This window comes from Microbacterium sp. Leaf159 (assembly GCF_001423615.1).
In the GTDB taxonomy this organism is placed as follows: Bacteria; Actinomycetota; Actinomycetes; order Actinomycetales; family Microbacteriaceae; genus Microbacterium.
On record NZ_LMOU01000001.1, the window covers coordinates 1242827 to 1267121 of the forward strand.

The 24295-nt window shown below is 68.4% G+C and carries 23 protein-coding genes; 14 read left to right on the plus strand and 9 right to left on the minus strand.

What is annotated here, in order from left to right; genetic code table 11:
- Positions 1 to 36: 36 nt before the first annotated feature.
- On the minus strand, positions 37 to 1899 hold the full coding sequence (locus ASF80_RS06000; RefSeq protein ID WP_056308854.1) for a phosphoenolpyruvate carboxykinase (GTP): 1863 nt from the start codon (positions 1897 to 1899) through the stop codon (positions 37 to 39).
- A gap of 110 nt (positions 1900 to 2009) precedes the next feature.
- Between ASF80_RS06000 and ASF80_RS06005 the strand changes: the two genes are divergently transcribed.
- A complete protein-coding gene (locus tag ASF80_RS06005; protein ID WP_056308856.1) occupies positions 2010 to 3452 on the plus strand; it encodes an XRE family transcriptional regulator in 1443 nt (480 codons plus the stop codon).
- 18 nt (positions 3453 to 3470) lie between these two features.
- Here ASF80_RS06005 and ASF80_RS06010 read toward each other — a convergent pair whose 3' ends face one another.
- Together ASF80_RS06010 and ASF80_RS06015 are read right to left on the minus strand one after the other, a co-directional pair.
- Entirely contained in the window at positions 3471 to 4544 is a 1074-nt protein-coding gene (locus ASF80_RS06010) for a winged helix DNA-binding domain-containing protein (protein WP_056308857.1), read from the minus strand.
- A gap of 36 nt (positions 4545 to 4580) precedes the next feature.
- Positions 4581 to 6029: a glyceraldehyde-3-phosphate dehydrogenase gene (locus tag ASF80_RS06015; RefSeq protein ID WP_056308859.1), complete on the minus strand. Its 1449-nt coding sequence runs from the start codon at positions 6027 to 6029 to the stop codon at positions 4581 to 4583.
- A 213-nt stretch (positions 6030 to 6242) separates the two neighbouring features.
- Here ASF80_RS06015 and ASF80_RS06020 point away from each other — a divergent pair, with 213 nt between their 5' ends.
- Together ASF80_RS06020 and ASF80_RS06025 are read left to right on the plus strand one after the other, a co-directional pair.
- On the plus strand, positions 6243 to 6614 hold the full coding sequence (locus tag ASF80_RS06020; RefSeq protein ID WP_056308862.1) for a DMT family transporter: 372 nt from the start codon (positions 6243 to 6245) through the stop codon (positions 6612 to 6614).
- A complete protein-coding gene (locus ASF80_RS06025) occupies positions 6611 to 6934 on the plus strand; it encodes a DMT family transporter (RefSeq protein ID WP_157520980.1) in 324 nt (107 codons plus the stop codon). The genes ASF80_RS06020 and ASF80_RS06025 overlap by 4 nt, the downstream gene beginning before the upstream one ends.
- Here ASF80_RS06025 and ASF80_RS18870 read toward each other — a convergent pair.
- Complete coding sequence (locus ASF80_RS18870) at positions 6860 to 7123, minus strand: hypothetical protein (RefSeq protein ID WP_157520981.1); 264 nt, start codon at positions 7121 to 7123, stop codon at positions 6860 to 6862. The two genes, ASF80_RS06025 and ASF80_RS18870, sit on opposite strands and share 75 nt — an antisense overlap.
- Before the next feature lie 29 nt (positions 7124 to 7152).
- Positions 7153 to 7683, minus strand: a complete 531-nt coding sequence (locus ASF80_RS06030; RefSeq protein ID WP_157520982.1) for a hypothetical protein — start codon at positions 7681 to 7683, stop codon at positions 7153 to 7155.
- Positions 7684 to 7748: 65 nt separating this feature from the next.
- Between ASF80_RS06030 and ASF80_RS06035 the strand changes: the two genes are divergently transcribed.
- Complete coding sequence (locus ASF80_RS06035) at positions 7749 to 8333, plus strand: TetR/AcrR family transcriptional regulator (RefSeq protein WP_056308866.1); 585 nt, start codon at positions 7749 to 7751, stop codon at positions 8331 to 8333.
- Positions 8334 to 8467: 134 nt separating this feature from the next.
- The gene (locus ASF80_RS06040; RefSeq protein WP_056308867.1) at positions 8468 to 10447 is read left to right on the plus strand and encodes a primary-amine oxidase; all 1980 of its coding nucleotides are present in this window, start codon (positions 8468 to 8470) and stop codon (positions 10445 to 10447) included.
- A 70-nt stretch (positions 10448 to 10517) separates the two neighbouring features.
- Here ASF80_RS06040 and murQ read toward each other — a convergent pair whose 3' ends face one another.
- Positions 10518 to 11453: an N-acetylmuramic acid 6-phosphate etherase gene (gene murQ, locus ASF80_RS06045; RefSeq protein ID WP_056308869.1), complete on the minus strand. Its 936-nt coding sequence runs from the start codon at positions 11451 to 11453 to the stop codon at positions 10518 to 10520.
- Positions 11443 to 12393, minus strand: coding sequence for an N-acetylglucosamine kinase (locus ASF80_RS06050; protein ID WP_056308873.1), 951 nt, complete (start codon positions 12391 to 12393; stop codon positions 11443 to 11445). Before ASF80_RS06050 ends, murQ begins: the two co-directional genes overlap by 11 nt.
- A gap of 78 nt (positions 12394 to 12471) precedes the next feature.
- Between ASF80_RS06050 and ASF80_RS06055 the strand changes: the two genes are divergently transcribed.
- A complete protein-coding gene (locus tag ASF80_RS06055; protein ID WP_056308875.1) occupies positions 12472 to 13326 on the plus strand; it encodes a MurR/RpiR family transcriptional regulator in 855 nt (284 codons plus the stop codon).
- Between the two features lie 27 nt (positions 13327 to 13353).
- Here ASF80_RS06055 and ASF80_RS06060 read toward each other — a convergent pair whose 3' ends face one another.
- On the minus strand, positions 13354 to 14460 hold the full coding sequence (locus ASF80_RS06060) for a DUF998 domain-containing protein (RefSeq protein ID WP_056308878.1): 1107 nt from the start codon (positions 14458 to 14460) through the stop codon (positions 13354 to 13356).
- A 112-nt stretch (positions 14461 to 14572) separates the two neighbouring features.
- On the opposite strand from ASF80_RS06060, the gene ASF80_RS06065 reads away from it, so the two are divergent.
- The 8 genes from ASF80_RS06065 to ASF80_RS06100 all read left to right on the plus strand — a co-directional run bounded on the left by ASF80_RS06065 (position 14573) and on the right by ASF80_RS06100 (position 22449).
- A complete protein-coding gene (locus tag ASF80_RS06065; RefSeq protein WP_056308880.1) occupies positions 14573 to 15529 on the plus strand; it encodes a helix-turn-helix domain-containing protein in 957 nt (318 codons plus the stop codon).
- 254 nt (positions 15530 to 15783) lie between these two features.
- Positions 15784 to 16575 carry a MoaF C-terminal domain-containing protein gene (locus ASF80_RS06070; RefSeq protein ID WP_056308885.1) on the plus strand — a complete coding sequence of 264 codons (792 nt, stop codon included), beginning with the start codon at positions 15784 to 15786 and terminating at the stop codon, positions 16573 to 16575.
- Positions 16576 to 16628: 53 nt separating this feature from the next.
- Entirely contained in the window at positions 16629 to 17018 is a 390-nt protein-coding gene (locus tag ASF80_RS06075; RefSeq protein WP_056308887.1) for a nuclear transport factor 2 family protein, read from the plus strand.
- A gap of 127 nt (positions 17019 to 17145) precedes the next feature.
- Complete coding sequence (locus tag ASF80_RS06080; protein ID WP_056308889.1) at positions 17146 to 18315, plus strand: ABC transporter substrate-binding protein; 1170 nt, start codon at positions 17146 to 17148, stop codon at positions 18313 to 18315.
- Between the two features lie 119 nt (positions 18316 to 18434).
- Positions 18435 to 19295: an ABC transporter permease subunit gene (locus ASF80_RS06085; RefSeq protein WP_056308892.1), complete on the plus strand. Its 861-nt coding sequence runs from the start codon at positions 18435 to 18437 to the stop codon at positions 19293 to 19295.
- Positions 19282 to 21054 carry an ABC transporter permease subunit gene (locus ASF80_RS06090; RefSeq protein ID WP_056308894.1) on the plus strand — a complete coding sequence of 591 codons (1773 nt, stop codon included), beginning with the start codon at positions 19282 to 19284 and terminating at the stop codon, positions 21052 to 21054. Before ASF80_RS06085 ends, ASF80_RS06090 begins: the two co-directional genes overlap by 14 nt.
- Positions 21051 to 21743 (plus strand): ABC transporter ATP-binding protein, encoded by a 693-nt coding sequence (locus tag ASF80_RS06095; RefSeq protein ID WP_056308897.1) that lies wholly within the window; start codon positions 21051 to 21053, stop codon positions 21741 to 21743. The genes ASF80_RS06090 and ASF80_RS06095 overlap by 4 nt, the downstream gene beginning before the upstream one ends.
- 52 nt (positions 21744 to 21795) lie before the next feature.
- On the plus strand, positions 21796 to 22449 hold the full coding sequence (locus ASF80_RS06100; RefSeq protein ID WP_056308899.1) for an HAD-IA family hydrolase: 654 nt from the start codon (positions 21796 to 21798) through the stop codon (positions 22447 to 22449).
- A gap of 203 nt (positions 22450 to 22652) precedes the next feature.
- Here ASF80_RS06100 and ASF80_RS19565 read toward each other — a convergent pair whose 3' ends face one another.
- Positions 22653 to 23954, minus strand: a complete 1302-nt coding sequence (locus ASF80_RS19565; RefSeq protein ID WP_414845682.1) for a DUF222 domain-containing protein — start codon at positions 23952 to 23954, stop codon at positions 22653 to 22655.
- Between the last annotated feature and the right edge of the window lie 341 nt (positions 23955 to 24295).

Below are 24295 nucleotides of genomic sequence, written 5' to 3' on the forward strand. Positions count from 1 at the left end.
GAGGCGCCGGCTCCCCCGAACCGGCGCCGGTCTGTGTCAGGCCTTGTCGAGCCTGTAGCGCAGCGACGCCAGCTCGGCGCGGAGCGCGGCCGGGACCTTCTCGCCGAAGGTGTCGTAGAACTCCTCGGTCAGGTCGGCCTCGGTCTTCCAGGCCTCGGTGTCGACCGAGAAGAGCTCGTCGAGATCAGCCTCGGGCACGTCGATGCCGTCGAGGTTGAGGTCCGAGACGAGGGGAAGGCGACCGATCGGGCTGTCGACCGTGGACACCTCGCCGGAGATGCGGCGGATGATCCAGTCGACGACGCGCGAGTTGTCGCCGAATCCGGGCCACAGGAACCGGCCGTCGGAGCCCCGACGGAACCAGTTGACCTGGAAGATGCGCGGAGCACGGTCGAAACGCAGTCCCCGGCCGACCGTGAGCCAGTGGCCGAAGTAGTCGGCCATGTTGTAGCCGCAGAACGGGAGCATCGCGAACGGATCGCGGCGCAGCTCGCCGACGGTGCCCTCGGCCGCAGCCGTGCGCTCGGACGAGATGTTGGACCCGAGGAACACGCCGTGCGTCCAATCGGTCGCCTCAACGACGAGCGGAACGTTGGTCGCGCGGCGTCCTCCGAAGAGGATGACGTCGAGCGGCACGGCCTCTTCCCAGTCCTCGGAGATCTGCGGGCACTGCGCTGCCGAGACCGTGAAGCGCGAGTTCGGGTGCGCGGCCGGGCGGTCGGAGTCCGGCGTCCAGTCGTTGCCCTCCCAGTCGACGAGGTGCGCGGGGGCCTGATCGGTCAGGCCCTCCCACCACACGTCTCCGTCGGGGCGCAGCGCGACGTTCGTGAAGATCGTGTTGCCCCAGAGGGTCTCGACGGCCGTCACGTTGGTGGACTCGCCCGTGCCGGGTGCGACACCGAAGAAGCCGGCCTCGGGGTTGATCGCCCAGAGGCGACCGTCCTCACCCGGGCGGATCCACGCGATGTCGTCGCCGAGCGTCTCGACGCGCCATCCGGGGATGGTCGGTCGCAGCATCGCGAGGTTCGTCTTGCCGCACGCCGAGGGGAATGCCGCAGCGACGTGGTAAGCCTTGCCCGCGGGGTCGATCACCCGGATGAGCAGCATGTGCTCGGCGAGCCACCCCTCGTCACGGGCGATCACCGAGGCGATGCGCAGCGCGAAGCACTTCTTGGCGAGGATCGCGTTGCCGCCGTAGCCGGAGCCGAACGAGTAGACCTCGAGCGTCTCGGGGAAGTGCACGATGTACTTGTCGTCGTTGCACGGCCATTCGACGTCGGCTTCACCGGCGGCGAGCGGGGCTCCGACCGAGTGGACCGTCTTGACCCACGGCGCTCCGTCGGCGATCTGACGGGTGACGGCATCGCCGACGCGGGTCATGATGCCGATGGATGCGACAGCGTAGGCGCTGTCCGTGACCTGGACGCCGATGTGCGAGAGCGGGCCCCCGACAGGCCCCATCGAGAACGGGACGACGAACATCGTGCGACCGCGCATCGATCCCTCGAAGATCTCGGTCATCTTCTCGCGCATCTCGGCCGGCGGCGCCCAGTTGTTGGTGGGGCCTGCGTCCTCTTCGCTCTCCGACGAGATGAAGGTGCGACCCTCGGTGCGGGCGACATCGCTGGGGTGCGAGCGGGCGAGGTACGAGCCGGGGCGCCACTCGGGATTGAGTTTGATTAGCTTGCCCTCGTCGACCAGGCCGCGCAGCAGCCAGTCGTTCTCGGCGCGCGAACCGTCGACCCAGTGGATCGAGGCCGGCTGCGTGAGTGTGGCGATCTCATGGACCCACGCGGCGAGCTCCGCCATCGCGGGGGTGTCATACGTCGGAGCCGTCCCGAAGGTGCGCACCGGTGCGACGGATGCTGCTCGGGGGGTGAAGACTTCGGCGATCGCCATGACTACTCCTTTGAAGTGAGGGGCGTTTGTTTCCATCCTCACCCCCTCTGGACGCGACTTTCTGTCATTCATGACGATAAGAATCCAGCTTCTTTCGCTAAGATCAAGGAATGGCTCCTTCCGGCATCCACCTCGCGACTCTCGGTCACCGCATCAGGCACCATCGCCTCGAGAAGGGGTTCACACTCGATGAGCTCGGCGCAGTCGTCGGGGTGGCCGGCTCGCAGCTGAGCCTGATCGAGAACGGCAAACGCGAACCCAAGCTCTCCCTGCTTCAGGCCATCGCGCAGGCCACCGACACACAGGTGACGGATCTCATCTCGGGCGAGCCGCCGAACCGCCGTGCCGCGCTGGAGATCGAGCTCGAACGTGCGCAGGAGAGCCCGGTGTTCCGCCAGCTCGGCGTCGCGCCCGTGCGCGTCACCAAGGGCATGAGCGACGAGACCATCGAGTCGATGCTCGGCCTCCACCGCGAGCTGCAGCGTCGAGAACGCGAGGCGATCGCGACGCCCGAGGAGGCGCGACGGGCCAACACCGAGCTCCGGCTGCGCATGCGGGCGCAGCACAACTACCTCGGGGACATCGAGAAGCTCGCCGAGAAGCAGCTGCGCTCGGCCGGACACGTGCAGGGCGCTCTGACCCACCGCACCGTGAGCATCATGGCCGACAAGCTCGGCTTCGAGCTGATCTACGTCAACGACCTGCCGCACTCGACCAGGTCGGTGACCGATCTCGAGAACGGGCGCATCTACCTGCCGCCGGCGTCGATCCCCGGCGGCCACGGTCTGCGGTCGATGGCACTGCAGGCGATGGCGCACCGCCTGCTCGGGCACACTCCTCCCACCGACTACGCCGACTTCCTGCAGCAGCGCCTGGAAATCAACTACTTCGCGGCGTCCTGCCTGATGCCCGAGACGGCCTCCGTGGCCTTCCTGCAGCAGGCGAAGAAGGATCGCAACCTCGCCGTGGAGGACTTCCGCGACGCGTTCGGCGTCACGCACGAGGCCGCGGGCATGCGCATGACGAACCTGCTCACGCAGCACCTCGGCATGTCACTGCACTTCCTCCGCGTCGACGGCACCGGAGCGATCACGCGGGTGTACGAGAACGACGACCTCCCGCTGCCCATGGACGTCACCGGCGCCGTGGAGGGCCAGCGCGTGTGCCGAAAGTTCCAGGCACGCGCGGCGTTCACTCAGCAGAACCGGACGAACGAACATCACCAGTACACGGACACACCGTCGGGCACCTTCTGGTGCTCCACCCAGACCGGCGCCGCGACCGACGGCGAGTTCTCGATCACGGTGGGCGTGCCCTTCGATGACGCCCGCTGGTGGCGCGGACGCGAGACGACGGACCGCGCCGTGTCGACGTGTCCTGACGAGGCCTGCTGCCGGCGTCCGTCAGCCGATCTCACCGAGCGATGGAACGGCAAGGCCTGGCCGAGTGCGCGCGTGCACACGCACATGTTCTCGCCGCTCCCGCGCGGCGCCTTCCCGGGCGTCGACGACAACGAGGTCTACAACTTCCTCGGGCGGCACGCGAGCGAGTGACGGCGACCGCCTGACGGCTCACCCCTCGAGGAAGCGGGTGAACCGCGCGAGCGCCGCACGCACCGCGTCCACGTCCACGACCGCGTCGGCCGACTCGCTCCCGCGTCCCGGCGCGAAGAGCTCCGGCTCAGATCCGAGCGAGGCACTCGCGTGCGTCCAGCATCCGATCACCCGACCGTCCGAGACGATCGTCGCGCGCACCATGCCGTTCTTGCCCGGTCCCACGAGCGCGAGGTGCTCGGGAGCGCAGACCGCCGTGCGGTCGGCGTACGAGATGTAGTACTCGTCGAAGGCTCCGAGCGCCAGCACGTTCGCTGCGCCCGACGAGCGTCGCGGTCGGACGGTCGAGACGAACACCCCGTCATCGACTTCCGCCACTCCTCCCCGCGCGCGGGTGAGCGCCTCCCGCGACTGACCGAGAGTGAGCCCCGACCACCAGGCGAAGTCGGCGACCCCGGCCGGACCGTGCCCGTCGATGTAACGGACGAAGAGCTCTGCGAGCGGATCTTCGGGCGTCGCGTGCTCCGCGATGTGCTCGTCGACCAGGACGAACCGCTGTTCCCGCCCCACGCCGTCTCGCTCGACGACCGGCCCCTGACAGATCAGACCGTCGAGGGTCATCTCGCTCAACAGGTGGATGCCCCGCTGCCCGCTCGGGTCGATGCCGACGCCGGTGAAGACCTCGAACATCTCGGCACGCGTGAGGCCGCCATCGCGAAGACGCGGCACCACTGCCGCCACGACGGCTGCGACCATCGCCCCGTCGATGCCGAGATCGCGCCGCCTGCCCGCCGCCTGGGCGCGCTGACGCTCGGCGGTCACCGACAGCACCCAGCGGAGATCACGTGCCGGAATGATGTGCAGCGTGCCGCGCATGGTCCAGGCACGCACCAGGTCGCCCCGGGCGAAGGCGCCATCGACCGCACTCAGTGTCGGTTCGCCGCGTGTGCGCGCGGCCAGAGCCCAGCGCCCTGCGGTGAAGTCCTGGCTCTGCACCGCGAGCATGTGCGACGCGGCGTCGGCCACCGTGCGCGCCGGTGCACTGAGCCGATGCGAACAGAGCCGCTCGGCGATCAGAGTCGCGGTCTTCATGCCCTCATCATGCCGGGCGGGACGGACATCGCGCACTCACCCGTGCAGCGTCACCTCACGGCGCTCGGGCAGCACGACGGGGTGCGACCCTGCCATGACCTCGAGCACCCGGATCACCTGGCAGGAGTATCCGTACTCGTTGTCGTACCAGACATAGAGAACGACGTCCGTCTCATTCGCGATGGTCGCGAGCCCGTCGACGATTCCCGCGCGGTGCGATCCGACGAAGTCGGTCGAGACGACCTCGGGGCTCTCGACGTAGTCGATCTGCTGGCGCAGCTTCGAGTGCAGCGAGACACGGCGCAGGTAGTCGTTCAGCTCGTCCTTGACCGCAGGGCGCTCGAGGCTCAGGTGCAGCACGGCCAGCGAGACGTCGGGGGTGGGCACCCGGATCGCAGAACCGGTGAGCTTGCCCTCGAGCTCGGGGAGCGCTCGTGCCACGGCCTTCGCTGCTCCGGTCTCGGTGATCACCATGTTCAGCACGGCCGAGCGACCCCGCCGATCACCGCTGTGGAAGTTGTCGATCAGGTTCTGATCGTTGGTGAACGAGTGCACCGTCTCGACATGCCCCCGGACGATCCCGTACGCCTCGTCGACAGCCTTGAGCACGGGCGTGATCGCGTTCGTCGTGCACGACGCCGCGGTGATGATGCGGTCGTCGGGTTCGATGGTGCTGTCATTGATCCCGTGCACGATGTTCTTCAGCGCACCCTTGCCCGGGGCGGTGAGAAGCACCCGCGCGACGCCGGTCGCCTCGAGGTGACGGCTGAGCCCCGCCTCGTCGCGCCAGCGTCCGGTGTTGTCGACGACGATCGCGTCGTCGATCCCGTAGGTGGTGTAGTCGATCGCCGAGGGGTCATCGGAGTAGATCACCTGGATGCGGGTGCCGTTCGCGATGATCTGCTCGGCGTCCTCGTCGACCGTGACGGAGCCGGCGAAGCGGCCGTGCACCGAGTCGCGCAGCAGCAGCGAGGCGCGCTTGACGAGGTCGTTGTCCGAGCCGCGGCGCACGACGATCGCTCGCAGGCCCAGACCGCTGCCTCCGCCGTTGTGGGCGATGAGGATGCGGGCGAGCAGCCGGCCGATGCGGCCGAATCCGTAGAGCACGACGTCGGTGGGTGCGGCGGCGATCGCCCCGACAGCGGGCGCGAGCGCCTCGGCGAGGTAGGCGTCGAGGGTCAGGCCGCTGTCGGCGTGACCGGCGACGAGGCGGGCGAGATCGAGAGAGGATGCGCCGGGCGCCAGCTCATGGACGCCCTCGAGCACGGCGAGGGTCTCATCGACCTCGAGGCGTTCGTGCCCGAGCTGCGCGACCCGGTCGTGCACCTCGACGATGCCCGTGGCCGAGAGCCCCAGCAGTCGGTGCCCGTGGAGCGAGGTGACCACGTCACGTTCGCGCTTGAGGGCACCGATCAGCGGGATCATCCGCTCGGCCAGCTCTTCTCTCGCCGTCCAGTCGTCGTGGGGTGCGGCGGTAACGTTCATCTGCGTCCTTGCATGTGTGAGCGCGCCGAGGTCGCCGGCGCGCGAGATTGCCGGGTGAGCTTCGGGGGATGCATCCAGGGTACGCGCCGTGCGCGAGTGTTCCGAATCGCGGTCTCCCGCCCGCCGTTCACCTGCACGACAGGGAATCGTGCGAGCATCCGATGCGTTCTCCCCCACGCACCCCTCGCGCATACCTCGTCGAAAGGCCCGCCGATGACAGAACGCCCTCGCCGATCGGCCTGGCCGCCGCTGCTGATCGCGATCGTTCTCGAGGTCAGCGCCACCCTGTCGTTACGCGCCGCCGAGGGCTTCGCCCATCCGCTGTGGCTGATCCCCGTCGTGATCGGCTACACGGGCTCGTTGTGGCTGCTGTCGATCGTGCTCGACCGCGGGATGCCGGTGGGTGTGGCCTACGGCATCTGGTCGGCGATCGGCGTCGTGCTCACCGCGATCATGGGCGCGGTGCTCTTCGGCGAGCTGCTCGGAACCGTGCAGATCATCGGGATCGGCGCGATCGTGGTCGGCGTGCTGCTCGTCGAGCTCGGATCCCACGCGCGCGAGACATCGACCGAGGTGGCGTCGTGATCTGGGCGCTCCTCGTCCTCGCGATCGCGAGCGAGGTGACCGCGACCCTCAGCCTGCGCGCATCGGAGGGCCTGCGGCGCAAGCGGTGGATCCCGGTGATCGTCGTCGGGTACCTCGCCGCTTTCACACTGCTCGGCACGATCCTCGCTATGGGGATGCCGGTGGGTGTCGCCTACGGCGTGTGGGCCGCCGCCGGTGTCGCGATCACGGCGATCCTGGGCCGAGTGATCTTCAAGGATCACTTCTCAGTCATGATGGCGATCGGCGTCGCGCTGATCGCCCTGGGTGTGGTGCTGATCGAGTTCGGCGGCACGCACTGACGCGTCCCGTCGACGGCGCTGGGCGTCACGACGGCGGTCGATGATCATGTACCACGTCACGAACACCGCGATGACACCGAGAAAGATCCCCAGCACCCCACCCATCCACAGTCCGCTCGCGCTGCCGTCGGCGGGAACGGCGAGGATGTCCGTTGCGGATTCTGCAGCCACGAGCAAGGATGCATCCATGGTGCGAGGCTAACGGAGCGCCTCGCCCTTCAGAACCCCAGGCACATCACGGTGACTCCGGCGGCCATCGCCCACGACTCGACGGTGAGCAGGCGGGCGGTACGCCCCTGATGCACGGGAACGAGAACCCACTCCGAGACGACCGTCCAGAGCACCACCCCGATGACCCCGACGATGACGAGCGCCGACAGCAGCCCGTCGAGTCCGTGCCCGCCGTGGCCGCCGGCCTCGACCAGGGATTCGCCCGTCGACAGGCTCTCGAACGAGCAGATCGCCATCACGAGCGACACCAGAGCGCGGTGGCAGCACGTCGCCGCCGCGGGCGTTCCCCGCACGCCGACGGTGCCGAGCATCGCCGACACGAGAAGGACGACCCCGAGCATGAGTCCGGTCATCGCGTCGCCGCCCGTGGCCGCGATCACGATCATCGCCGCCGCCATGATGAGGGCGCTCTGTCTCCCCTGCCACGGCACAGCCCGCCAGGCGGCGATGCACGCCGCTGCCGAGACGACGGCGGCGAGCGCCATCAGCCACCGCGCTGCGGGGAGGAGTGGATCCACACCCGCATCATATTGATCAGTCGCTCAAAATAGCCAGACCCCCCGCGATGCGACAGGATGGGCTGGTGCCCCGCGTCGTAGATCACGATGAGCGCCGACGGCAGATCGCCGAGGCGCTGCTCGCCGTGGCAGCGCGCGACGGACACGAGGCGGTGTCGTCTCGCGCAGTGGCCAAGGAGCTCGGCGTGGCGACGGGATCGCTCTGGCACTACTTCGACGGATTCGACGATGTCGTGCGCGCCGCAGCGGCCGAGATCACCCGCCGCACCGACGAGCGGATCAGATCGGCGACCACCGGGCTGCGCGGCCTGGCCAGACTCGACGCCCTCATGCGCGAGGTCCTTCCCGTCGATGACGGCACGCGCACCGAGGCCTACGTGGTGGTCGGCTTCTGGGGCCGCCTCGCCGCACTCGCCTCCAGTCCGGATGCGGGGTCACCGACGTTCGCGACCTGGCAGGACGGCATCAGCGAGTCACTCGACGAAGCCGTGGCCGACGGCGAGCTCTCGCCCGCGACCCCGAAGCATGCGCTCATGTCGCTGCTGCGTTCGATCACCTACGGGCAGCAGGTGCTCGAGGTCACCGAACCTCACGGCGCCGAGGCGCACCTCGCGGTGCTCGACAGCATCCTCTCGCCCTGGCGAGCCTGAGCCTCGACCTCAGCGACCCGCTCCCCCTCCACCGGAATCCTCTCCCCCGACACTCTTGTGCGCGTCGGCACCATCGGCGTACCATCATGCCAATCCGTTTATTGAGCGCTCGCTCGAAATAGTGAGGTACGACGATGTCCCACCCCCAGCCCGTCACGATCGACCGGATCGCCACGCCGCACCCGCTCGACCCGCTCACCGGCGAGGAGATCGCCGCAGCCAGATCCGTGCTCGAATCCGCCGGCCTTCTCGGAGAGACCGTGCGTGTGCCGATGCTCCTCCCGGACGAGCCCACCAAGCAGGAGCTCGCGACGTGGAAGCCCGGCGCGCCCATCGACCGACGGATCGACGCGACCCTGCTCGACACCGCGACGGGCGCAGCGACCGAGGTCATCGTCTCGATCACGCGCGGCGAGGTGCTTCGTACCGAGCGGGTGCCGAACGACGCCCCGCCCTACGGACAGCCGCAGTACCTCTTCGAGGAGTACGGCCGCGCGGAGGAGATCGTCAAAGCCTCCCCCGAATGGCAGGCCGCGATGACGCGCCGCGGTCTCGCGGAGCACATGGAGCTCGCCTTCTGCGGCCCACTCGCTCCCGGGTACACCGGCCGGGCGGACGAGGTGGGTCGCCGCGTGATCCGCTCGCTCACCTTCCTGAAGTACGACGAGAACGACTCGCCCTGGGCGCATCCGGTCGAAGGCCTCGTGGTGCACATCGACCTGACCGCGGGCAGCGTGATCCGCATCGACGACGAGGGCGACGTGCCGGTTCCCGCCGGCCACGGCAACTACTACTCGGAGGTGCAGGGCGCGGCCCGGACGACCCTCAAGCCGATCGAGATCACGCAGCCGGAAGGGCCCAGCTTCGCGGTCAGCGGATCGCTCGTCGAGTGGGAGAACTGGTCGATGCGGGTGAGCTTCAACGCCCGCGAGGGGCTCGTGCTGCACGACGTCGCCTTCGACGGACGCTCCGTGCTCAGTCGGGCGAGCGTGCCCGAGATGGTCGTGCCCTACGGCGATACCGCCCCGGGCAGATTCTGGATCAGCTACTTCGACGCAGGCGAGTACCTGCTCGGCAAGAACGCGAACCACCTCGAGCTCGGCTGCGACTGCCTGGGCGTGATCCGCTATCTCGACGGCTACGTCGCCGACGATCACGGCAACCCGGTGCGCATCCCGAACGTCGTCTGCATGCACGAGGAGGACTACGGGATCCTCTGGAAGCACACCGACCTCGCAGGGCGCTCGGACGTGCGCCGCTCGCGCCGCTTCGTGATCTCGTACTTCTCGACGATCGGCAATTACGACTACGGCTTCTACTGGAATTTCTCCCTCGACGGCTCGATCGAGGTCGTGGCCAAGGCGACCGGAGTCGTGTTCGCCGGCGCGGGTGAGCCCGGCGTGCGGCAGAAGCACGCCACCGAGCTCGCACCCGGAGTGTTCGCCCCCGTGCATCAGCACCTGTTCTGCGCGCGACTCGACGTCGCGATCGACGGTGACGAGAACCGCCTCTTCGAGGTCGACGCGCAGCGCATCCCGATGGGGCCGGAGAACCCGTTCGGCAACGCCTTCACCTGGTCCGAGACGCAGCTCCTCACGGAACTCGAGGCGCAGCGCGAGGCCGACACCTCGGTCGCCCGCGCCTGGGAGGTGCAGAGCACCACCCGCACGAACCACGTCGGACGGCCCACCGCGTACCACCTGATCCCCGAGCCGACGGCGCTGCTGATGGCGGATCCGGCGTCGTCCGTCGCCGCTCGCGCGACGTTCGCGACCAAGCACCTGTGGGCGACGCAGCATGAGCAGGGGCAGAACTGGCCGGCCGGTCGCTACCCCAACGCGCACCAGGGCGGCTCCGGTCTGCCCGAGTACTCGGCCGGTGACCGCTCGCTCGACGGCGAGGACATCGTGCTGTGGCACACGTTCGGCCTCACGCACTTCCCGCGCCCGGAGGACTGGCCGATCATGCCCGTCGACTACGCCGGATTCTGGTTCAAGCCGAACGGCTTCCTCGACCAGAACCCCGCGATGGACGTGCCCCCGTCATCTCAGGCGCACGGCTCGGCAGAAGCCGGATGCTGCGGTGGCGGAGAATCCTGCACCTGCGGCCACTGACCCGAGCCGGGGTTCGCGGCGTCGCTCTCGTCGGGTGCTCCCCGGCGGAAGCACGCGTCGAAGGTGCCCCTCACGAGAGGTCGGCGATCGCGACGCGCAGGATGCCGTCCGCATCACGGAGCGCCTGCGCCGAGCGGTCCGCCGATGCCCCGGTCGACAGCATCAGGATCGCGAGCTTGACCGAGCCGTCGGCCGAGGCGAGGGCAGCGGCGGCTTCGTCGACGGTGGAACCGGTGAGTTCGGTGACCGTACGGATCGAACGGGCGTGAAGCTTCTCGTTCGTCGCGAGAAGGTCGACCATCACACCGCGATGCGTCTTGCCGAGTTTGATCATCGACAGCGTGGTCAGCATGTTCACGACGAGCTTCTGCGCGGTACCCGACTTCAATCGCGTCGATCCCGAGATGAACTCGGGCCCCGTGACCACCTCGATCGCGATGTCCGCCACCGCGCCGATGTCGGATGCCGCATTCGAGGCGATCGCCACGGTGAGAGCGCCGACCCCGCGGGCGAACTCCAGTCCCCCCACCACATAGGGCGTGCGCCCTGAGGCGGAGATCCCGACGACCGTGTCCCACTCGGTCAGCCCGATCTCGCTCAGCGACAGACCCGCAGCCTCGGCGTCGTCCTCGGCGTTCTCGACCGCGGATCGGATCGCCGTCTCGCCCCCGGCGATGAGCCCGACGACCATCGACGGATCGGTGCCGAAGGTCGGCGGGCACTCGCTGGCGTCGAGCACGCCTACGCGGCCGGCGGTACCCGCACCGATGTAGATCAGGCGTCCGCCTTCGCGGAACCGCGCGGTGATGCCATCGACGGCGGCGGCGATCTCGGCGCGGCGTTCGGCGACCGCTTCGGGGACGCGGTGGTCCTCGGCGTTCATCCTGTCCACGAGCTCGATCGTGTCGAGCAGGTCGAGGTCGCCGCGGTCGGTCGACGATGCTTCGGTTGCGAGCGTCGACAGCACGTCGAGAAGGTCGGCCAGTCGGGAGGGATCATTCGGCACGGTGGACGAACCTTTCATGGGGAAGATCGGTGCGGTCTGCGATGAGCAGCGCCCCGTCGAGAGCATCACCGGCAGAAGCCACGACCGTCCGCCCCGCAGTGCGCAGGGCGTCTTCGATCCCGGCGCGGAACCAGACATGCTCGGTGAGGCCGCCGTGCAACGCCACCCGATCGGCGCGCGACGACGCGGCGACCGCTGAGGCGGTGAGGAGGCGAATGCTCTCTGCGGCGATCCCGGCGGAGACGACGTCACCGGACTCCGCGGCGTCGAGCACGAGCGGGGCGAGGGTCGCGAGGCGTCGGGGCAGCGAGCCGTCCTGAGCGAGCCAGCCGGGGATCGCGGACGGTGCGCCGATCGGCATCGCCACGGCGTCCGTGAGTGCGGTGCTCTGCCCGAGGCCGACGGATGCTCGCAGCACCGCGCGCAGTGCCTCGCGCCCGAGCCACGAGCCGCTGCCGAAGTCGCCGAGCTCAGGACCCCAGCCATCCACGAGCATGGCTCGACCGCTGTCGAGGCCGCCGTCGATCCCACCGTCGATCCCGAGGGCCGCCGCACCGGTGCCCGCGATCAGGAGCACTCCCGCGTCGCCGTCGAGGGCGCCGACATGCGCCGACACGACGTCGGACGCCACGGCGGCGGGGACGCCCAACGCGTCGGCGAGTCGCCGAGCGAGTTCGGATGCCGCGGTCGGTGCGGCCCAGGCGCCGGCAGCACCGACGGAGATCGACGAGATCGGCTCGTCGAGGTGAGCCGTCAGCGGAAGGATCGAGTCGAGCGCGGCGGTGACACCACCGGCTGAGGCGAGACCGGGCGCTCCGACCCCGTCATGAAGGGCGCGACGGGCCGATCGGCGGCCGGTGACGGCATCCGGCTCCGAGACGACCACGCGGCACCGTGACTTGCCGAGATCGACGGCCACGACGGCGGATGGAGGAGACATGGAAATAGTCTACGCACTGAGCACCCGACGTGAAATAATTATTCAGCAGTGTCCTGAATCGCCGAACGCAGGAGAGCGATGAGCATCCAGACGACGATCGCGACAGCGGCCGAGAAGCTTCCGCCGTCGCTCGCGCGCATCGCCCGCACAATCTCGAACGATCCGACGATCGTCGTCGACAGCACGATCACCGAGATCGCCGCGACCTGCGCCACCTCGGTCGCCTCCGTCGTGCGATTCTGCCGAGCGATCGGCGTGAACGGATACGCTGCGCTGCGCATGGCCCTGGCTGCCGAACTCGGGCGCGAATCCGCGCAGTTCCCCGCGTCGGCCGGTTTCGGTGCCGAGATCTCGGCGGCGGATTCACTGCAGGAGGCGACCGCGAAGGTGGCGGCGCTGGAGCTGCTCGCCATCGAGGAGACGATCGCCGGAGTCGACTACGACGTGCTCGCCGCAGCGGTGGATGCGATCGACGACGCCGACCGCATCCTGCTCTTCGGCATCGGTGCGAGCGGTCTCGTCGCGGCAGACCTCGGCCACAAGCTCCTGCGCATCGGCCATGCGGCGATCGTCCTCACCGACGCGCACGAGGCGAGCGCCGCGGCCGCACTCGGCGCCAAGAAGACCGTGGCGATCGGCTTCTCCCACTCGGGCACGACCCGCGAGACGCTTCACTTCCTGCAGACCGCTCGGTCGGCGGCGAGCACCACTATCGGCGTCATCGGCGCATCCGGCTCCCCGCTCGCCTCAGAGGCGGACCACGCACTGCTCAGTCACGCCCGCGAACCCCGTCTGCGAGCCGGCGCCATGGTCAGCAGGATCGCGCAGCTCGCCCTGGTCGACTGCCTCTTCGTCGGGGTGGCTCAGAAGCGCCACGCCCACTCCGTGCACGCTCTGCAGCGCACAGCCGAAGCCACGCAGACACTGCGCTGACCCGCACGCAGTGAACCCGCTCTGCCCTCAGGCGGCCACGGGATCGCTGCGGTGCTCGGTGCCGACCGAACCCGCGGTGCGCAGGAACACGATGATCCAGCTGAAGATCAGCACCGCGGCGATCAGCTCCACCGCCGTGAGGTTGTAGTACCCGACGGCGAAGAACGCCGCCAGCAGGATGATCACGAGCACGTAGACCCAGCCGAACACCACGAAGACCCGTGGGATGGTGCGCACGAACCACGGCATCCCGACGACGATCACCCCGAAGGCGACCGTCATCCCGGTGGCGACAGTGTTGTGCACGAGGAAGAACTCGTCGACGGGGAAGACACCCACGCAGGCGAGGAAGATGCCGATCAGGATCAGCCCTCCGCGCACGATGAATCGACCCCGTCGATCGACGGGGTCATCGACGGGCAGGCCCGCCGTCGCATATCGAGCGATCGTCGTCACCAGCACTCCGGCGATGATGAGCGTGGTGTTGAAGGCCAACGAGGCACTGTTCGTGCTCATGCCGAGCGCTGAGAGGTTGTCCCGCCACCAGTGCACGTCGCTCGAGGCGAGCATCGCCGCGAACGCCCCCACGACGAGGAACATCGCGAGCACGAGTGACAGCACGGTCGGCGAGAGCGCGACGGCGCTGAGGAACGTGACATAGGCGGTGAGTGCGAACGCCACCGCGACGAGGACGGCTCCCGGGAAGGGGAACACCGGAGCATCCGTGAAGCTCCGCTCGAGCAGCTCGGCGATACCGAGCCAGCCGAGATATGCGATGGCTGCATGCGCGAAGGCGATCGCGACGAGGTCGTACCACCGCAAGCGGTCGCCGGGAACGCTGAAGCCGTCACGTGTGCCGTCGGGCGCCACGGTCGCCGGCCGCGAGACGAGACGACCGAGTGCGAACGCGAGCACCGCGGTGACCGCTCCCCCGTACGCCGCGAACGAGCCGATAGACCCCGTGCCGCTGATCGCCATCTCATGCCCCCAGAAGACAGGGAATCCGATCGCGAAGCCCAGAAGCAGGAAGACGGCGCCGACGATCAGTGCGGTCGCCTCGAAGACGGCGTCCGAGGTGTCGGGTCCTCGCAGCTGCCGCAGGACCTGCATGACCCTCTCACCGATGTTTCTCATAGCCGGCCTCCGTCGACATCATAGAAGCCTCGCGGTTCCGAACGAGCCGGTGGTAGCATCACGACACGGATCGTATACAACGTCGTCGTTCCACCACCCGAGGTAGTCAGTCATGAACGGTGTGCCCGCAGCCCCCGCCGAATCGGTATCCACGCTCATCGCGCGCAACATCAGCGAGTTCAGAGCGGCCGTGTCGGAGTCGTTCGTCCCGCTTCAGGTGTCGACGTCGGGTCCCGACCACTTCCGAGGTGTGATCCGCGGCGCTTCCGTCGACGAGGTGCACGTGAACGAGGTGCGCGCGACCTCGCATGTCGTCGAGCGCACCCCCGAGCTCATCGCCCGCAGCGACAGGTCGTACTTCAAGCTCAGCCTGATGCTCGCCGGAACCGGAATGCTCATCCAGGACGACCGCGAAGCCGTACTGCAGGCGGGCGACCTGGCCGTGTACGACACAGATCGCCCGTACTCCCTCGTGTTCGACGACGACTTCCGCACCATGGTCGTGATGTTCCCCAAGCACCTCATCAGCCTTCCGGCCGACATGGTCGGTCAGCTCACGGCCGTGCGGATCTCAGGGCAGGGCGGACTCGGCGGAATGGTCGTGCCCTACCTCACGCAGCTCGCCGGCAACCTCGATCAGCTCGCCGGCACCACCGGAGCGCGCCTGGCACACAGCGCTCTCGACCTCGTCACGACGGTCTTCACGCGTGAGCTCGGGCTCGACGAGGTGTCGGCAGATCCGCACCGCGCACTGGTGCAGCGCATCCGCTCGTACATCGACCGCAATCTCGCCTCCACCGACCTCGGCCCCGCCTCGATCGCGTCGGCGCACTTCATCTCGACCAGGCACCTGCACGGGCTCTTCCAGGAGCAGGGCGTGACGGTCTCGACCTGGATCCGCACGCGGCGCCTCGAGCAGTGCCGCAAGGACCTGCTCGACCCGATGCTGGCGGATCGTCCCGTCGCGGCCATCGCCGCACGCTGGGGGTTCGTGGATGCCGCGCACTTCAGCCGCGCGTTCAAGACGGCCTTCGGCATCTCCCCCAGCGAGTACCGCGCCGCGCACTGATCGCCTGTTACGACGTGACCTGATCGCGCGTTCCGACACGAGCTGAGCGCGCGTTCCGATGCGACCTCTGTCCGTCATCGGCCGGTCCACCGGACACGCCTTGCCCCGGAGGGCACGCCGGTTGACTCTCGGCGCGCGATGGCACCGCATCCCTTGAGCGGATGCCGTGCAGCGCCGGAGCATGAGGCAAGCACACCGCGAGGATGCGGTGCCCGGAGCGAGGATGCTCCGCAGCATGCGACGTCAGGACCCCCATGATCGCCCCTGTCACGACCGATCCCGCGCTCGACGAATGGCGCACGTACGACGAGTTCGCCGCGGGGATCGACACGTTCCGCCTGCCGAACGCCTCACTCTCAGGCATCACGATCACGCTGACGCTCGATGACGATTCCACGCTGTCTCTCTCGTTCGATGCCGTGGCCGTCACGTGGTCGGGTCTCGGCGAGTCAGGCACAGACCCTTACGACGCCGTCGCGGTGCGCGATGACGTCGTGTTCGTCAACATCCCGCTCGAGAGTCGCGAACGCGAGGCGATCACCGTCGTCTACTCGACGACGACGCACCGCGCCACGGTCGTACGATCGCGCATCGCCGCCGAAGCCGTCGAGGGCACCCCGCAGGTCGGGCAGGACTTCTGGGCGGCCACCACCGATCGAGGCACGGCCACCGGCGAGGTGCCGGGGCCGAGCCGCGACCTGATCGGCAAGCGGAACGTCTACCGCTACAGCCCTCACCACCTCTACGAGCACGCGTACATCTCGAGCCGGCGCTATGCGTGGCAGTGCCTCGAGGGTGTGCAGCGCGGGCACGGCGACATGGACCTCTCGACAGTCTGGAAGTTCGCCGACGGCCTCTACCTGTTCTGCTTCCGGGAGTTCCGCATCGCGGTCGCCAGCGTCTGGCTGCACGATCTCGGCTATCAGCTGATGACGACCGGCATCTTCCTCGGCCTGAACGGCGACGGCGACGCCGAGCACTCGCGGGGCGGCGGGCACATCTATCCGCTCGGCTCGGTCGACTACCCCGACGCGCAGCCGGTCTGACGCGACCGCTGCCGTCGCACGCGCATCTGGACACGCAGACGAAGGGATCCCTCATGGGCAATGCAGACATCATCGCGGCGCACTACGCCGCCAACGACCGTGGAGACCTCGACGGCATGCTCGAGTCGTTCGCCGACGACGTGCGGTGGACCGAGGCAGCAGGATTCCCCTACGCCGGCACGTACATCGGGCCGGATGCCGTGACAGCCCACGTCTTCGCGCGCATCCAGGAGGAGTGGGATGACTACTCCGTCGCGATCGATGAGGTCATCGACGGCGGCGACGTGGTCATCGGAATCGGCACCTACTCGGGCACCTACCGCTCGACCGGCCGGTTCTTCGCCGCCCGCGTCGCCCACGTCTGGCGGCTGGCCGGCGGCAAGGTCGTCGGCTTCGAGCAATTCACCGACACCGAGCTCGTGAACCGCGCGCTGCGCGACTGAGGCCGCGGACCGCCCGACCACACAGCATCACCCGAACACAGAGCATCACCCGAACACAGAGCACCACCCGAACACACAGCACCACCCGAACACAGAGCATCACCCGAACTCGAGAGGCAGGAACCACATGAACAAGCGAGTATCCGGCACCGCGGCGCTCATCGCCGTGGCAGCCCTCACCCTGGCAGGCTGCGCCGGCGGAGACGGAAGCGGAGGCGGCGAAGGAGCCCCCATCGTGGTCGGCTCCGTGAACACGATCAGCGGCCCCGCGACCTTCCCCGAGGCGTCGCAGGCGGCAGCAGCGGTCTTCGACGCGTTCAACGAAGCCGGCGGCCTGGACGGTCGGACCATCGAGTACAAGACGCTCGACGACAAGGGTGACCCGGCGACCGCCACGGCATCCGCCCGCGAACTCGTCGGGAGCGACGGAGCGGTGGCGCTCGTCGGCTCGGCCAGCCTCATCGAGTGCGAGATCAACGCGAAGTACTACGAACAGGAGGACATCCTGTCGATGCCCGGCATCGGCGTCGACACCGGATGCTTCGCGAGCGACAACATCTCGCCCGCGAACGTCGGTCCGTTCAACGACATGACCCTCACGCTGCAGTACGGCTCGGAGGTGCTCGGGCTCGACGACATCTGCATCCTGCTCGAGATCGCAGGATCCACGCGTCCGACCTACCAGGCCGCGATCGACAAGTGGACCGAGATCACCGGCAAGGAGCCGAAGTACGTCGACGACACCGTGCCGTACGGCGCCTCGGACTACACCCCGTACATCGTGAAGGCGCGCGAACAGGGCTGCAAGGCTCTCGCGATCAACCCCGTCGAGCCCGACGCGATCGGCCAGGTCAAGGCGGCGAACGCCCAGGGCTGGGACGACGTGACGTGGCTGTACCTGACGAGCGTCTACAGCGAGAACTTCGCCGGCGCGATCGACAACGCGGGTGCGGGCATCTACGTCCCTGCCGAGTTCTACCCGTTCACGGATGACAACGAGATCAACTCCGAGTGGCGCGAGCTGATGGAGGCGAACGACATTCCGCTCACGTCCTTCAGCCAGGGCGGATACCTCGCGGCCAAGTACTTCATCGAAGTGCTCGAGGGCATGGACGGCGACATCACCCGCGAGAGCGTCACCGAGGCGCTGCGAGGCATGGATCCGATCGAGAACCCGATGGTCGGAACGCCGTATGTCTTCGGCACCCAGAACACCGCGGGCTGGCCGATCATCCTCGAATCCGGCACGAACGCCTGGGAGAAGGTCGCGGACGACTGGCTGCGCATCGGCGAGTAGCCACCCTTCGCCTGCCGCCGAGCGCATTCTCGGCGGCAGGCCCTCCCCCTCCCGGTTCCGAGCTCGTCGCAGAACAGATGCCCTCGGAGCCGAACCTCTCAGATCAGAAAGGACGCCTCATGCTGCAAGGCGCCATAGCCGGTCTCGCCGCCGGCGGTCTCTACGCCGTCCTCGGCGTATGCCTGACCTTGATGTCGCGTCTCGTGCGGGTCGTCAACTTCGCACAGGCCGCGACCGCGATGTTCGGTGCGTTCAGCGCCGTGTGGTTCGTCAGCGAACTCGGAGTACCGATCTGGCTCGGATCCGTGCTCGGTGTGCTCGTCGGCGGGCTGCTCTCGGCCGCGATCGGATGGATCGCGGCGACGTGGCTCTCCGAGGCATCCACGACGACTCGATCGGCGATGACCGTCGGGCCGCTGCTTCTGCTGATCTCCCTGTCGTTCATCCTGTTCGGCAACAAGCCGCAGCCGTTCACCCCGATCATCGCCGGTCCCGCCTTCTCGTTCGGCGGCGTCGTGGTCAGCCAGGTCACCGTCGCGACCGTCGTCATGGCCGTCGTCACCGCGATCGCCGTACGCGTGGTCCTGCGCCGCACGAGGGTCGGCACGCAGCTGCGCGCGCTCTCCGAGCGTCCGACCACGGCGGAGCTGCTCGGCATCCGCTCCCGTCCGCTCTCGATCGCCGTGTGGTTCGTCACGGGTGTGATCAGCGCGATCGCGATCATCATCGTGGCGCCGTCGCAGTCGAACGATGCGACGAGCCTTGCCATGCTCATCGTCCCCGCGGCGGCCGCCGCACTTCTCGGAGGCTTCCGCCGCCTCGATCTCGCCGTCATCGGCGGCGTGGTGCTCGGTGTGCTGAGCGGTCTCGTCGCGCAGATCGACGAGGTCGCCCTCGTGCGCAACTTCCTTCCGTTCCTGTTCATCGTCGTCCTGCTCCTGTGGACGCAGCGCAAGGAGGTGTGGGATGCCGCTCGCTGACCGTCCCTGGTTCCGTCTGTCCTGGCCCTTCGCCGTCGCGGTCGCCGCGATCGGGGTGGGCGCCATCCTGAGCACGGCACTGCCGGGCTACTTCGTCTTCCTCGCGATCAGCGCGGTCATCGCGGCGATCGCGATTCTCGGTCTCGGCATCGTCACGGGGTCGGCCGGCATGATCGCCCTGTGCCAGCTCACGTTCGCGGCTGTCGGCGCCTGGATCGTATCGCTGCTCAACGTCATGCAGGCCCCCGGCGGCTTCGTCGTCTGGCTGGTGTTCGGCGGCATCGCGGCGGGGCTCGTCGGCATCCTCGTGGGGTTGCCCGCCCTTCGGCTGCGGGGCGTCAACCTCGCAGTAGTCACTCTCGGGTTCGCCGCAGCGGCCGACGTGACTCTGGTGCAGATCCAGTTCCCGGGCTCCGCCGACGGCACCGCGATCGAGCGACCGGAATTCTTCTCGAACGATCGGGAGTTCTTCTTCCTGTCGATCGTCGTGCTCGCCGTCTGCGCTCTCGGCGTGTTCTTCCTGCAGCGCGGCCGGTGGGGCTCGAGCTGGAAGGCCGTCGCGTTCTCCGAGCGCGGCACCGCCGCGGCCGGGCAGAGCGTGCAGACCGCCAAGCTCACGGCCTTCGCGGTCTCGGCCGCGCTCGGCGGCATCGCCGGTGGACTGCTCGCAGGCCAGGTGCAGCTGCCGTTCGCGTCGAGCTTCACGCCTCTGCAGTCCCTCGCGCTGTACGTGCTCGCCATCATGTCGGGGGCGCACCTGATCGACATGGCGATCTTCGGCGGCATCCTCTGGGTTCTCGTCCCCGAGCTGCTCAAGCGCTGGGGCGTGCCCCAGGACTGGGCCTTCGTCGTCTTCGGCGTACTGGGGGTGCAGGCGCTCACCAGCGGCACCAACCTCGGGCAGGGAATCCGCAACCTGATCTGGAAGCGCGCGGATCGCAGGACCGCGACAGCGAAGCTGACGGCGCTCCCTCCGGATGCCGACGCCGAGGCCGCCGTGATCACCACGACGACGACCGCGACCGTGGACGAGCGTGCGCTCGACGGCGCTCCGGTGCTCACGGTCGAGGGGCTCACGGTGCAGTTCGGTGCGCTCAAGGCGTTGGATGACGTGTCCTTCGAGATGCCGGCGGCATCGATCATGGGGCTCATCGGACCGAACGGCGCCGGGAAGTCGACGTTCGTCGATGCGATCAGCGGGTTCCTGCCGAAGCACGGCGGTCGTGTGCTTCTCGGTGACCGGGACCTCGGCGGACTGTCGCCCACTCGGCGCGCGCGGCTCGGGCTGCGACGCACCTTCCAGCAGGACAGGGTGCCGCCGGCGCTCACGGTCGGGGCGTACGTGCGGTTCGTCGCTCGACGTCGACTCGCTGCATCCGACATCGACGAGGTGCTGGAGTTCTTCGGTTGCCCCTCTGCGCGCTCACGTCTGTCGAGCGTCGATGTCGGCACGCGCCGGCTCGTGGAGGTGGCGGCGAACGTGCTCGCGCGTCCCCGGCTGCTGATCCTCGATGAACCCGCCGCAGGGTTGTCGCACGACGAGCACCTGGCGCTCGCGGCGCGGTTGCGCGAACTGCCCGCTCGGTACGGGGTGGCGCTGATCATCATCGAGCACGACCTGGACCTCGTGCGCTCGGTCTGCCCGACGCTCACCGTGCTCGACTTCGGTCGGGTGCTGGCGTCGGGGCCTCAGGCCGAGGTGCTCGCCAACCCGGCCGTCGTGAAGGCCTACATGGGAGAGACGGAGCTGCTGAAGTGAGCGAACTCGTATTGGATTCGGTGACTGTCAGCCGTGGAGCGGGTCCCGTGATCTCCGACGTGTCGCTGACCGTCAGAGGTGGCGAGGTATTGGCCCTCGTGGGCCCGAACGGCGCCGGGAAGACGAGCCTGATCGAATCGGTGTCGGGGGTGACGCCGCATTCGGCGGGGACGCTCACGCTCGACGGCGAGCCACTCGACAAGCTGTCGCGAGTGGCGAGGGCACGCCGCGGCATCGTGCACATCGAACAGGGTCGCGCGGTGTTCCCCTCGTTGACCGTGCGCGAGAACATCTCGCTCACCGCACGAACGCAGGCGGAGGTGGATACTGCGCTCGAGCAGTTTCCCGAACTCGAGAAGCGCATCGATTCGCCGACCGCGCTCCTGTCGGGCGGTGAGCAGCAGATGGTGGTGCTCGCACGTGCGTTCGCCGCGAAGCCGAGGATCCTCCTGATCGACGAGATGTCGCTCGGGCTCGCGCCGGTCGTGTTCATGCGGCTGATGCCGATCGTGACCTCGATCGCGGAGTCGGGCGTCGGCGTGCTCCTGGTCGAGCAGTTCACGCAGCTCGCGCTGGGTCTCGCCCGCGATGCGGTCGTCGTGGCCGGCGGACAGGTGTCGTTCCAGGGCACCTCGGAGGCTCTGCAGGAAGACCCGCAGCTGCTCCACCGCGCGTACCTCGGCGGGTGAGGGTGAGGGTGATCTGAGCGCGCCTCAGATGCTCTCGCAGTAGCCTGAGTGGATGACCGAGACCATCAGCGCCCGCGCCGTCCTGCTCGACATGGACGGCACCCTCGTCGACTCGACGGCCGTCGTGGAACGTCTGTGGCTGGCGTGGGCTGCGCCGCACGGGATCGACCCCGCGAGGGTGCTGAGCGTCGTGCACGGGCGCCAGGGCCATCAGAGCATGGCGATCATGCTGCCGGAGCGCGATCACGAGATCAACATCCGCGAGAACGCCGTGATGCTGGCGAACGAGAGCCAGGACGTCGACGGAGTAGTCGCGATCGAGGGCGCGGACGTGCTGCTCTCGGCGCTGCTCCCCTTCCCGCACGCGATCGTGACATCGGCCGATGTCACGCTGATGAAGGCGCGTATGGGGCAGGCAGGACTCACCGTGCCCTCGCTGACCGTGACGGCCGAGAACGTGTCGGCGTCGAAGCCGGATCCTGAGGGCTTCCTGCTGGGCGCGAAGCTGCTCGGTGTGGACCCCGCAGACTGCGTGGTGTTCGAGGACTCGGGTGCGGGGATCCAGGCTGCTCACGCTGCCGGGATGCGTGTGATCGGGGTGGGCTCTCACGCCACCTCGCATGAGCCGACCTTCCATGTCGACGACCTCACCCAGGTGGCCGTCGTGCCGACGGCCGACGGTGGGTTCGAGCTCACTGTCCGGTGATGCGGTGACGCGCTGACGCGCTGACGCGACGACGCACCGACGCGACGACGCGACAACGCGACGACGCGACGACGCGACGACGCGACGACGCGACGACGCGACGATGCACCGATGCACCGATGCGACAACCGTCGTATCGGTGACGAGCCAGCCATCGCGTCGATGATCGAGTGATGAGGTCGCGTCGATGACACTCGCCCAGGTCATCCAGTGCGGGCAAGCCGCGCGGGGATTTTCGATCGCGCCCGGCTGAGTCGCGGGGTGCGCCATCGTTGCTCGGGATCCCACCATCTCGGGCCCCGCACCTGCGGGAGGCCGTCGTCCATCCGGATCTCCCACCCTGAGCTGCCGAGGGATCGGTGGTGCCACCAGCACAACGGCACACCGTTGTCCGTATGCGTCGGCCCACCTCTCGCATGCTCAACAACGTGATGGATCTCGCACCACGACGCCGGAACGTGACATCCGGGGATCAGGCACTCCTTGTCCCGGGCGACGATCGCCCGCCGTTGATGCACGGTGAACACGCGGTCGGTGGTCGAGATCCCGATGATCCGCCCCTCATCGAACAACACCCGTTGGATGGTGCCGGCGCAGCCGATGTGCGCGGCGACGGAGACGGGGAGGTGGGCACCCGATCCGGGGATCGTCGCCCACCCGCCATTGCCGCCCGCTTCGCCGGCAGCAGGCCCGAAGGGCGCCCCGGCGCCGTGACCAAGGTGAGCGGCGAGGTCTTTCGCGTCGACGTTCACGACGAGGACGGGTGATGACCCACCAAGGGTGGGCATCGCGTTGTGGCGGGCAGCGATCGCGCACACCATCGCCAGGGCATCGTGGCGCTTCTGCGCCGCGGTGCGGTCATCGAGCACGCACCGCGGGTCCGAGTTGAACGGATCCGTGTCGTCACCCTCGGCGCCACCCTCCGCCTGCGCCTCTGCGTTCGCCTCCGCTCCCCCGTCCGCATCCGCATCCGCATCGACGTCAGTGTCAGTGTCGGCGTCCGCCCCATCGCTGGGTGCGAAGTGCACGCCGGGCATCGGCGGGCCATCACCTTTCGGGTTCAAGATCGCGTCGATGATCAGCTGCAACTGCGCCGCGACGTCCGGGGTCAGATACCCGCGGATCGCATGCACACCGTCTTTGAGACGGCCGATCGTGATGCCCCGCCGACGCTTCGAGTCCTCATCCTTCGGCTCTTCCCCGTCCGGGTCGAACATCGACGCGAGATCCTCCGCAAGCGCCTTCAAGTCCTGAGCCGTCGGCGCCGGACCCGGCGCATCAGCCCCGAAATCGTCAGCATCTGCATCGTCAGCATCGCCATCATCGTCGACCACGAGACCGTGCCCGCGCGCGCACCCGGCCAACGCGACATCGGCCGCCAGGCGTTGATCGACCGTGAGGCGATCCCACACCTTCTCGATCGGCGCGGTCGCCGCCAGGAACCCCGCGACACCGACCACCCCGTCGAGCAGCGCGAGCCGCAGCTCGGACCAGCGGGCCGGCATCCGCTCCCCCGACAGACTCGTCGGGCGCCGCACCAGATCGACGACCGTGTCGACCCGGGACGCTCCCCGCACATCGACCCGCACCGTCCGCTGCAGCAACNGGACGAGTGCGGGAAGTCCACTGCATCGCCCGTCGCGATGGTCTCCACGATCACGGCTTCCGCACGGCGGAAGGCCGCCCCCGCGCCCTGCAGAACCGTGATCCGGTCCGCGTCGGTCAGCCCGGCGAGCGCGTCGTCGGACAGCACTGTGTCGAGGTCGGCGATGACCCGATCCAGAAGCTCCGCGGTGCTGTTCATACCCGTAAGTCAACCCGGGACCACCGACATTCAAGACCCGAA

What these genes read in the sequence shown, in the direction of transcription:
- ASF80_RS06015 (WP_056308859.1), bottom strand. Translation starts at nt 6,029, where the DNA reads ATGAACGTTACCGCCGCACCCCACGACGACTGGACGGCGAGAGAAGAG.
- ASF80_RS06065 (WP_056308880.1), top strand. Translation starts at nt 14,573, where the DNA reads ATGAACGGTGTGCCCGCAGCCCCCGCCGAATCGGTATCCACGCTCATC.
- ASF80_RS06100 (WP_056308899.1), top strand. Translation starts at nt 21,796, where the DNA reads ATGACCGAGACCATCAGCGCCCGCGCCGTCCTGCTCGACATGGACGGC.
- ASF80_RS06055 (WP_056308875.1), top strand. Translation starts at nt 12,472, where the DNA reads ATGAGCATCCAGACGACGATCGCGACAGCGGCCGAGAAGCTTCCGCCG.
- ASF80_RS06090 (WP_056308894.1), top strand. Translation starts at nt 19,282, where the DNA reads ATGCCGCTCGCTGACCGTCCCTGGTTCCGTCTGTCCTGGCCCTTCGCC.
- ASF80_RS18870 (WP_157520981.1), bottom strand. Translation starts at nt 7,123, where the DNA reads ATGGATGCATCCTTGCTCGTGGCTGCAGAATCCGCAACGGACATCCTC.
- ASF80_RS06085 (WP_056308892.1), top strand. Translation starts at nt 18,435, where the DNA reads ATGCTGCAAGGCGCCATAGCCGGTCTCGCCGCCGGCGGTCTCTACGCC.
- ASF80_RS06040 (WP_056308867.1), top strand. Translation starts at nt 8,468, where the DNA reads ATGTCCCACCCCCAGCCCGTCACGATCGACCGGATCGCCACGCCGCAC.
- ASF80_RS06075 (WP_056308887.1), top strand. Translation starts at nt 16,629, where the DNA reads ATGGGCAATGCAGACATCATCGCGGCGCACTACGCCGCCAACGACCGT.
- ASF80_RS06080 (WP_056308889.1), top strand. Translation starts at nt 17,146, where the DNA reads ATGAACAAGCGAGTATCCGGCACCGCGGCGCTCATCGCCGTGGCAGCC.
- ASF80_RS06010 (WP_056308857.1), bottom strand. Translation starts at nt 4,544, where the DNA reads ATGAAGACCGCGACTCTGATCGCCGAGCGGCTCTGTTCGCATCGGCTC.
- ASF80_RS06000 (WP_056308854.1), bottom strand. Translation starts at nt 1,899, where the DNA reads ATGGCGATCGCCGAAGTCTTCACCCCCCGAGCAGCATCCGTCGCACCG.
- ASF80_RS06050 (WP_056308873.1), bottom strand. Translation starts at nt 12,393, where the DNA reads ATGTCTCCTCCATCCGCCGTCGTGGCCGTCGATCTCGGCAAGTCACGG.
- ASF80_RS19565 (WP_414845682.1), bottom strand. Translation starts at nt 23,954, where the DNA reads ATGCCGGCCCGCTGGTCCGAGCTGCGGCTCGCGCTGCTCGACGGGGTG.
- ASF80_RS06060 (WP_056308878.1), bottom strand. Translation starts at nt 14,460, where the DNA reads ATGAGAAACATCGGTGAGAGGGTCATGCAGGTCCTGCGGCAGCTGCGA.
- ASF80_RS06020 (WP_056308862.1), top strand. Translation starts at nt 6,243, where the DNA reads ATGACAGAACGCCCTCGCCGATCGGCCTGGCCGCCGCTGCTGATCGCG.
- ASF80_RS06005 (WP_056308856.1), top strand. Translation starts at nt 2,010, where the DNA reads ATGGCTCCTTCCGGCATCCACCTCGCGACTCTCGGTCACCGCATCAGG.
- ASF80_RS06070 (WP_056308885.1), top strand. Translation starts at nt 15,784, where the DNA reads ATGATCGCCCCTGTCACGACCGATCCCGCGCTCGACGAATGGCGCACG.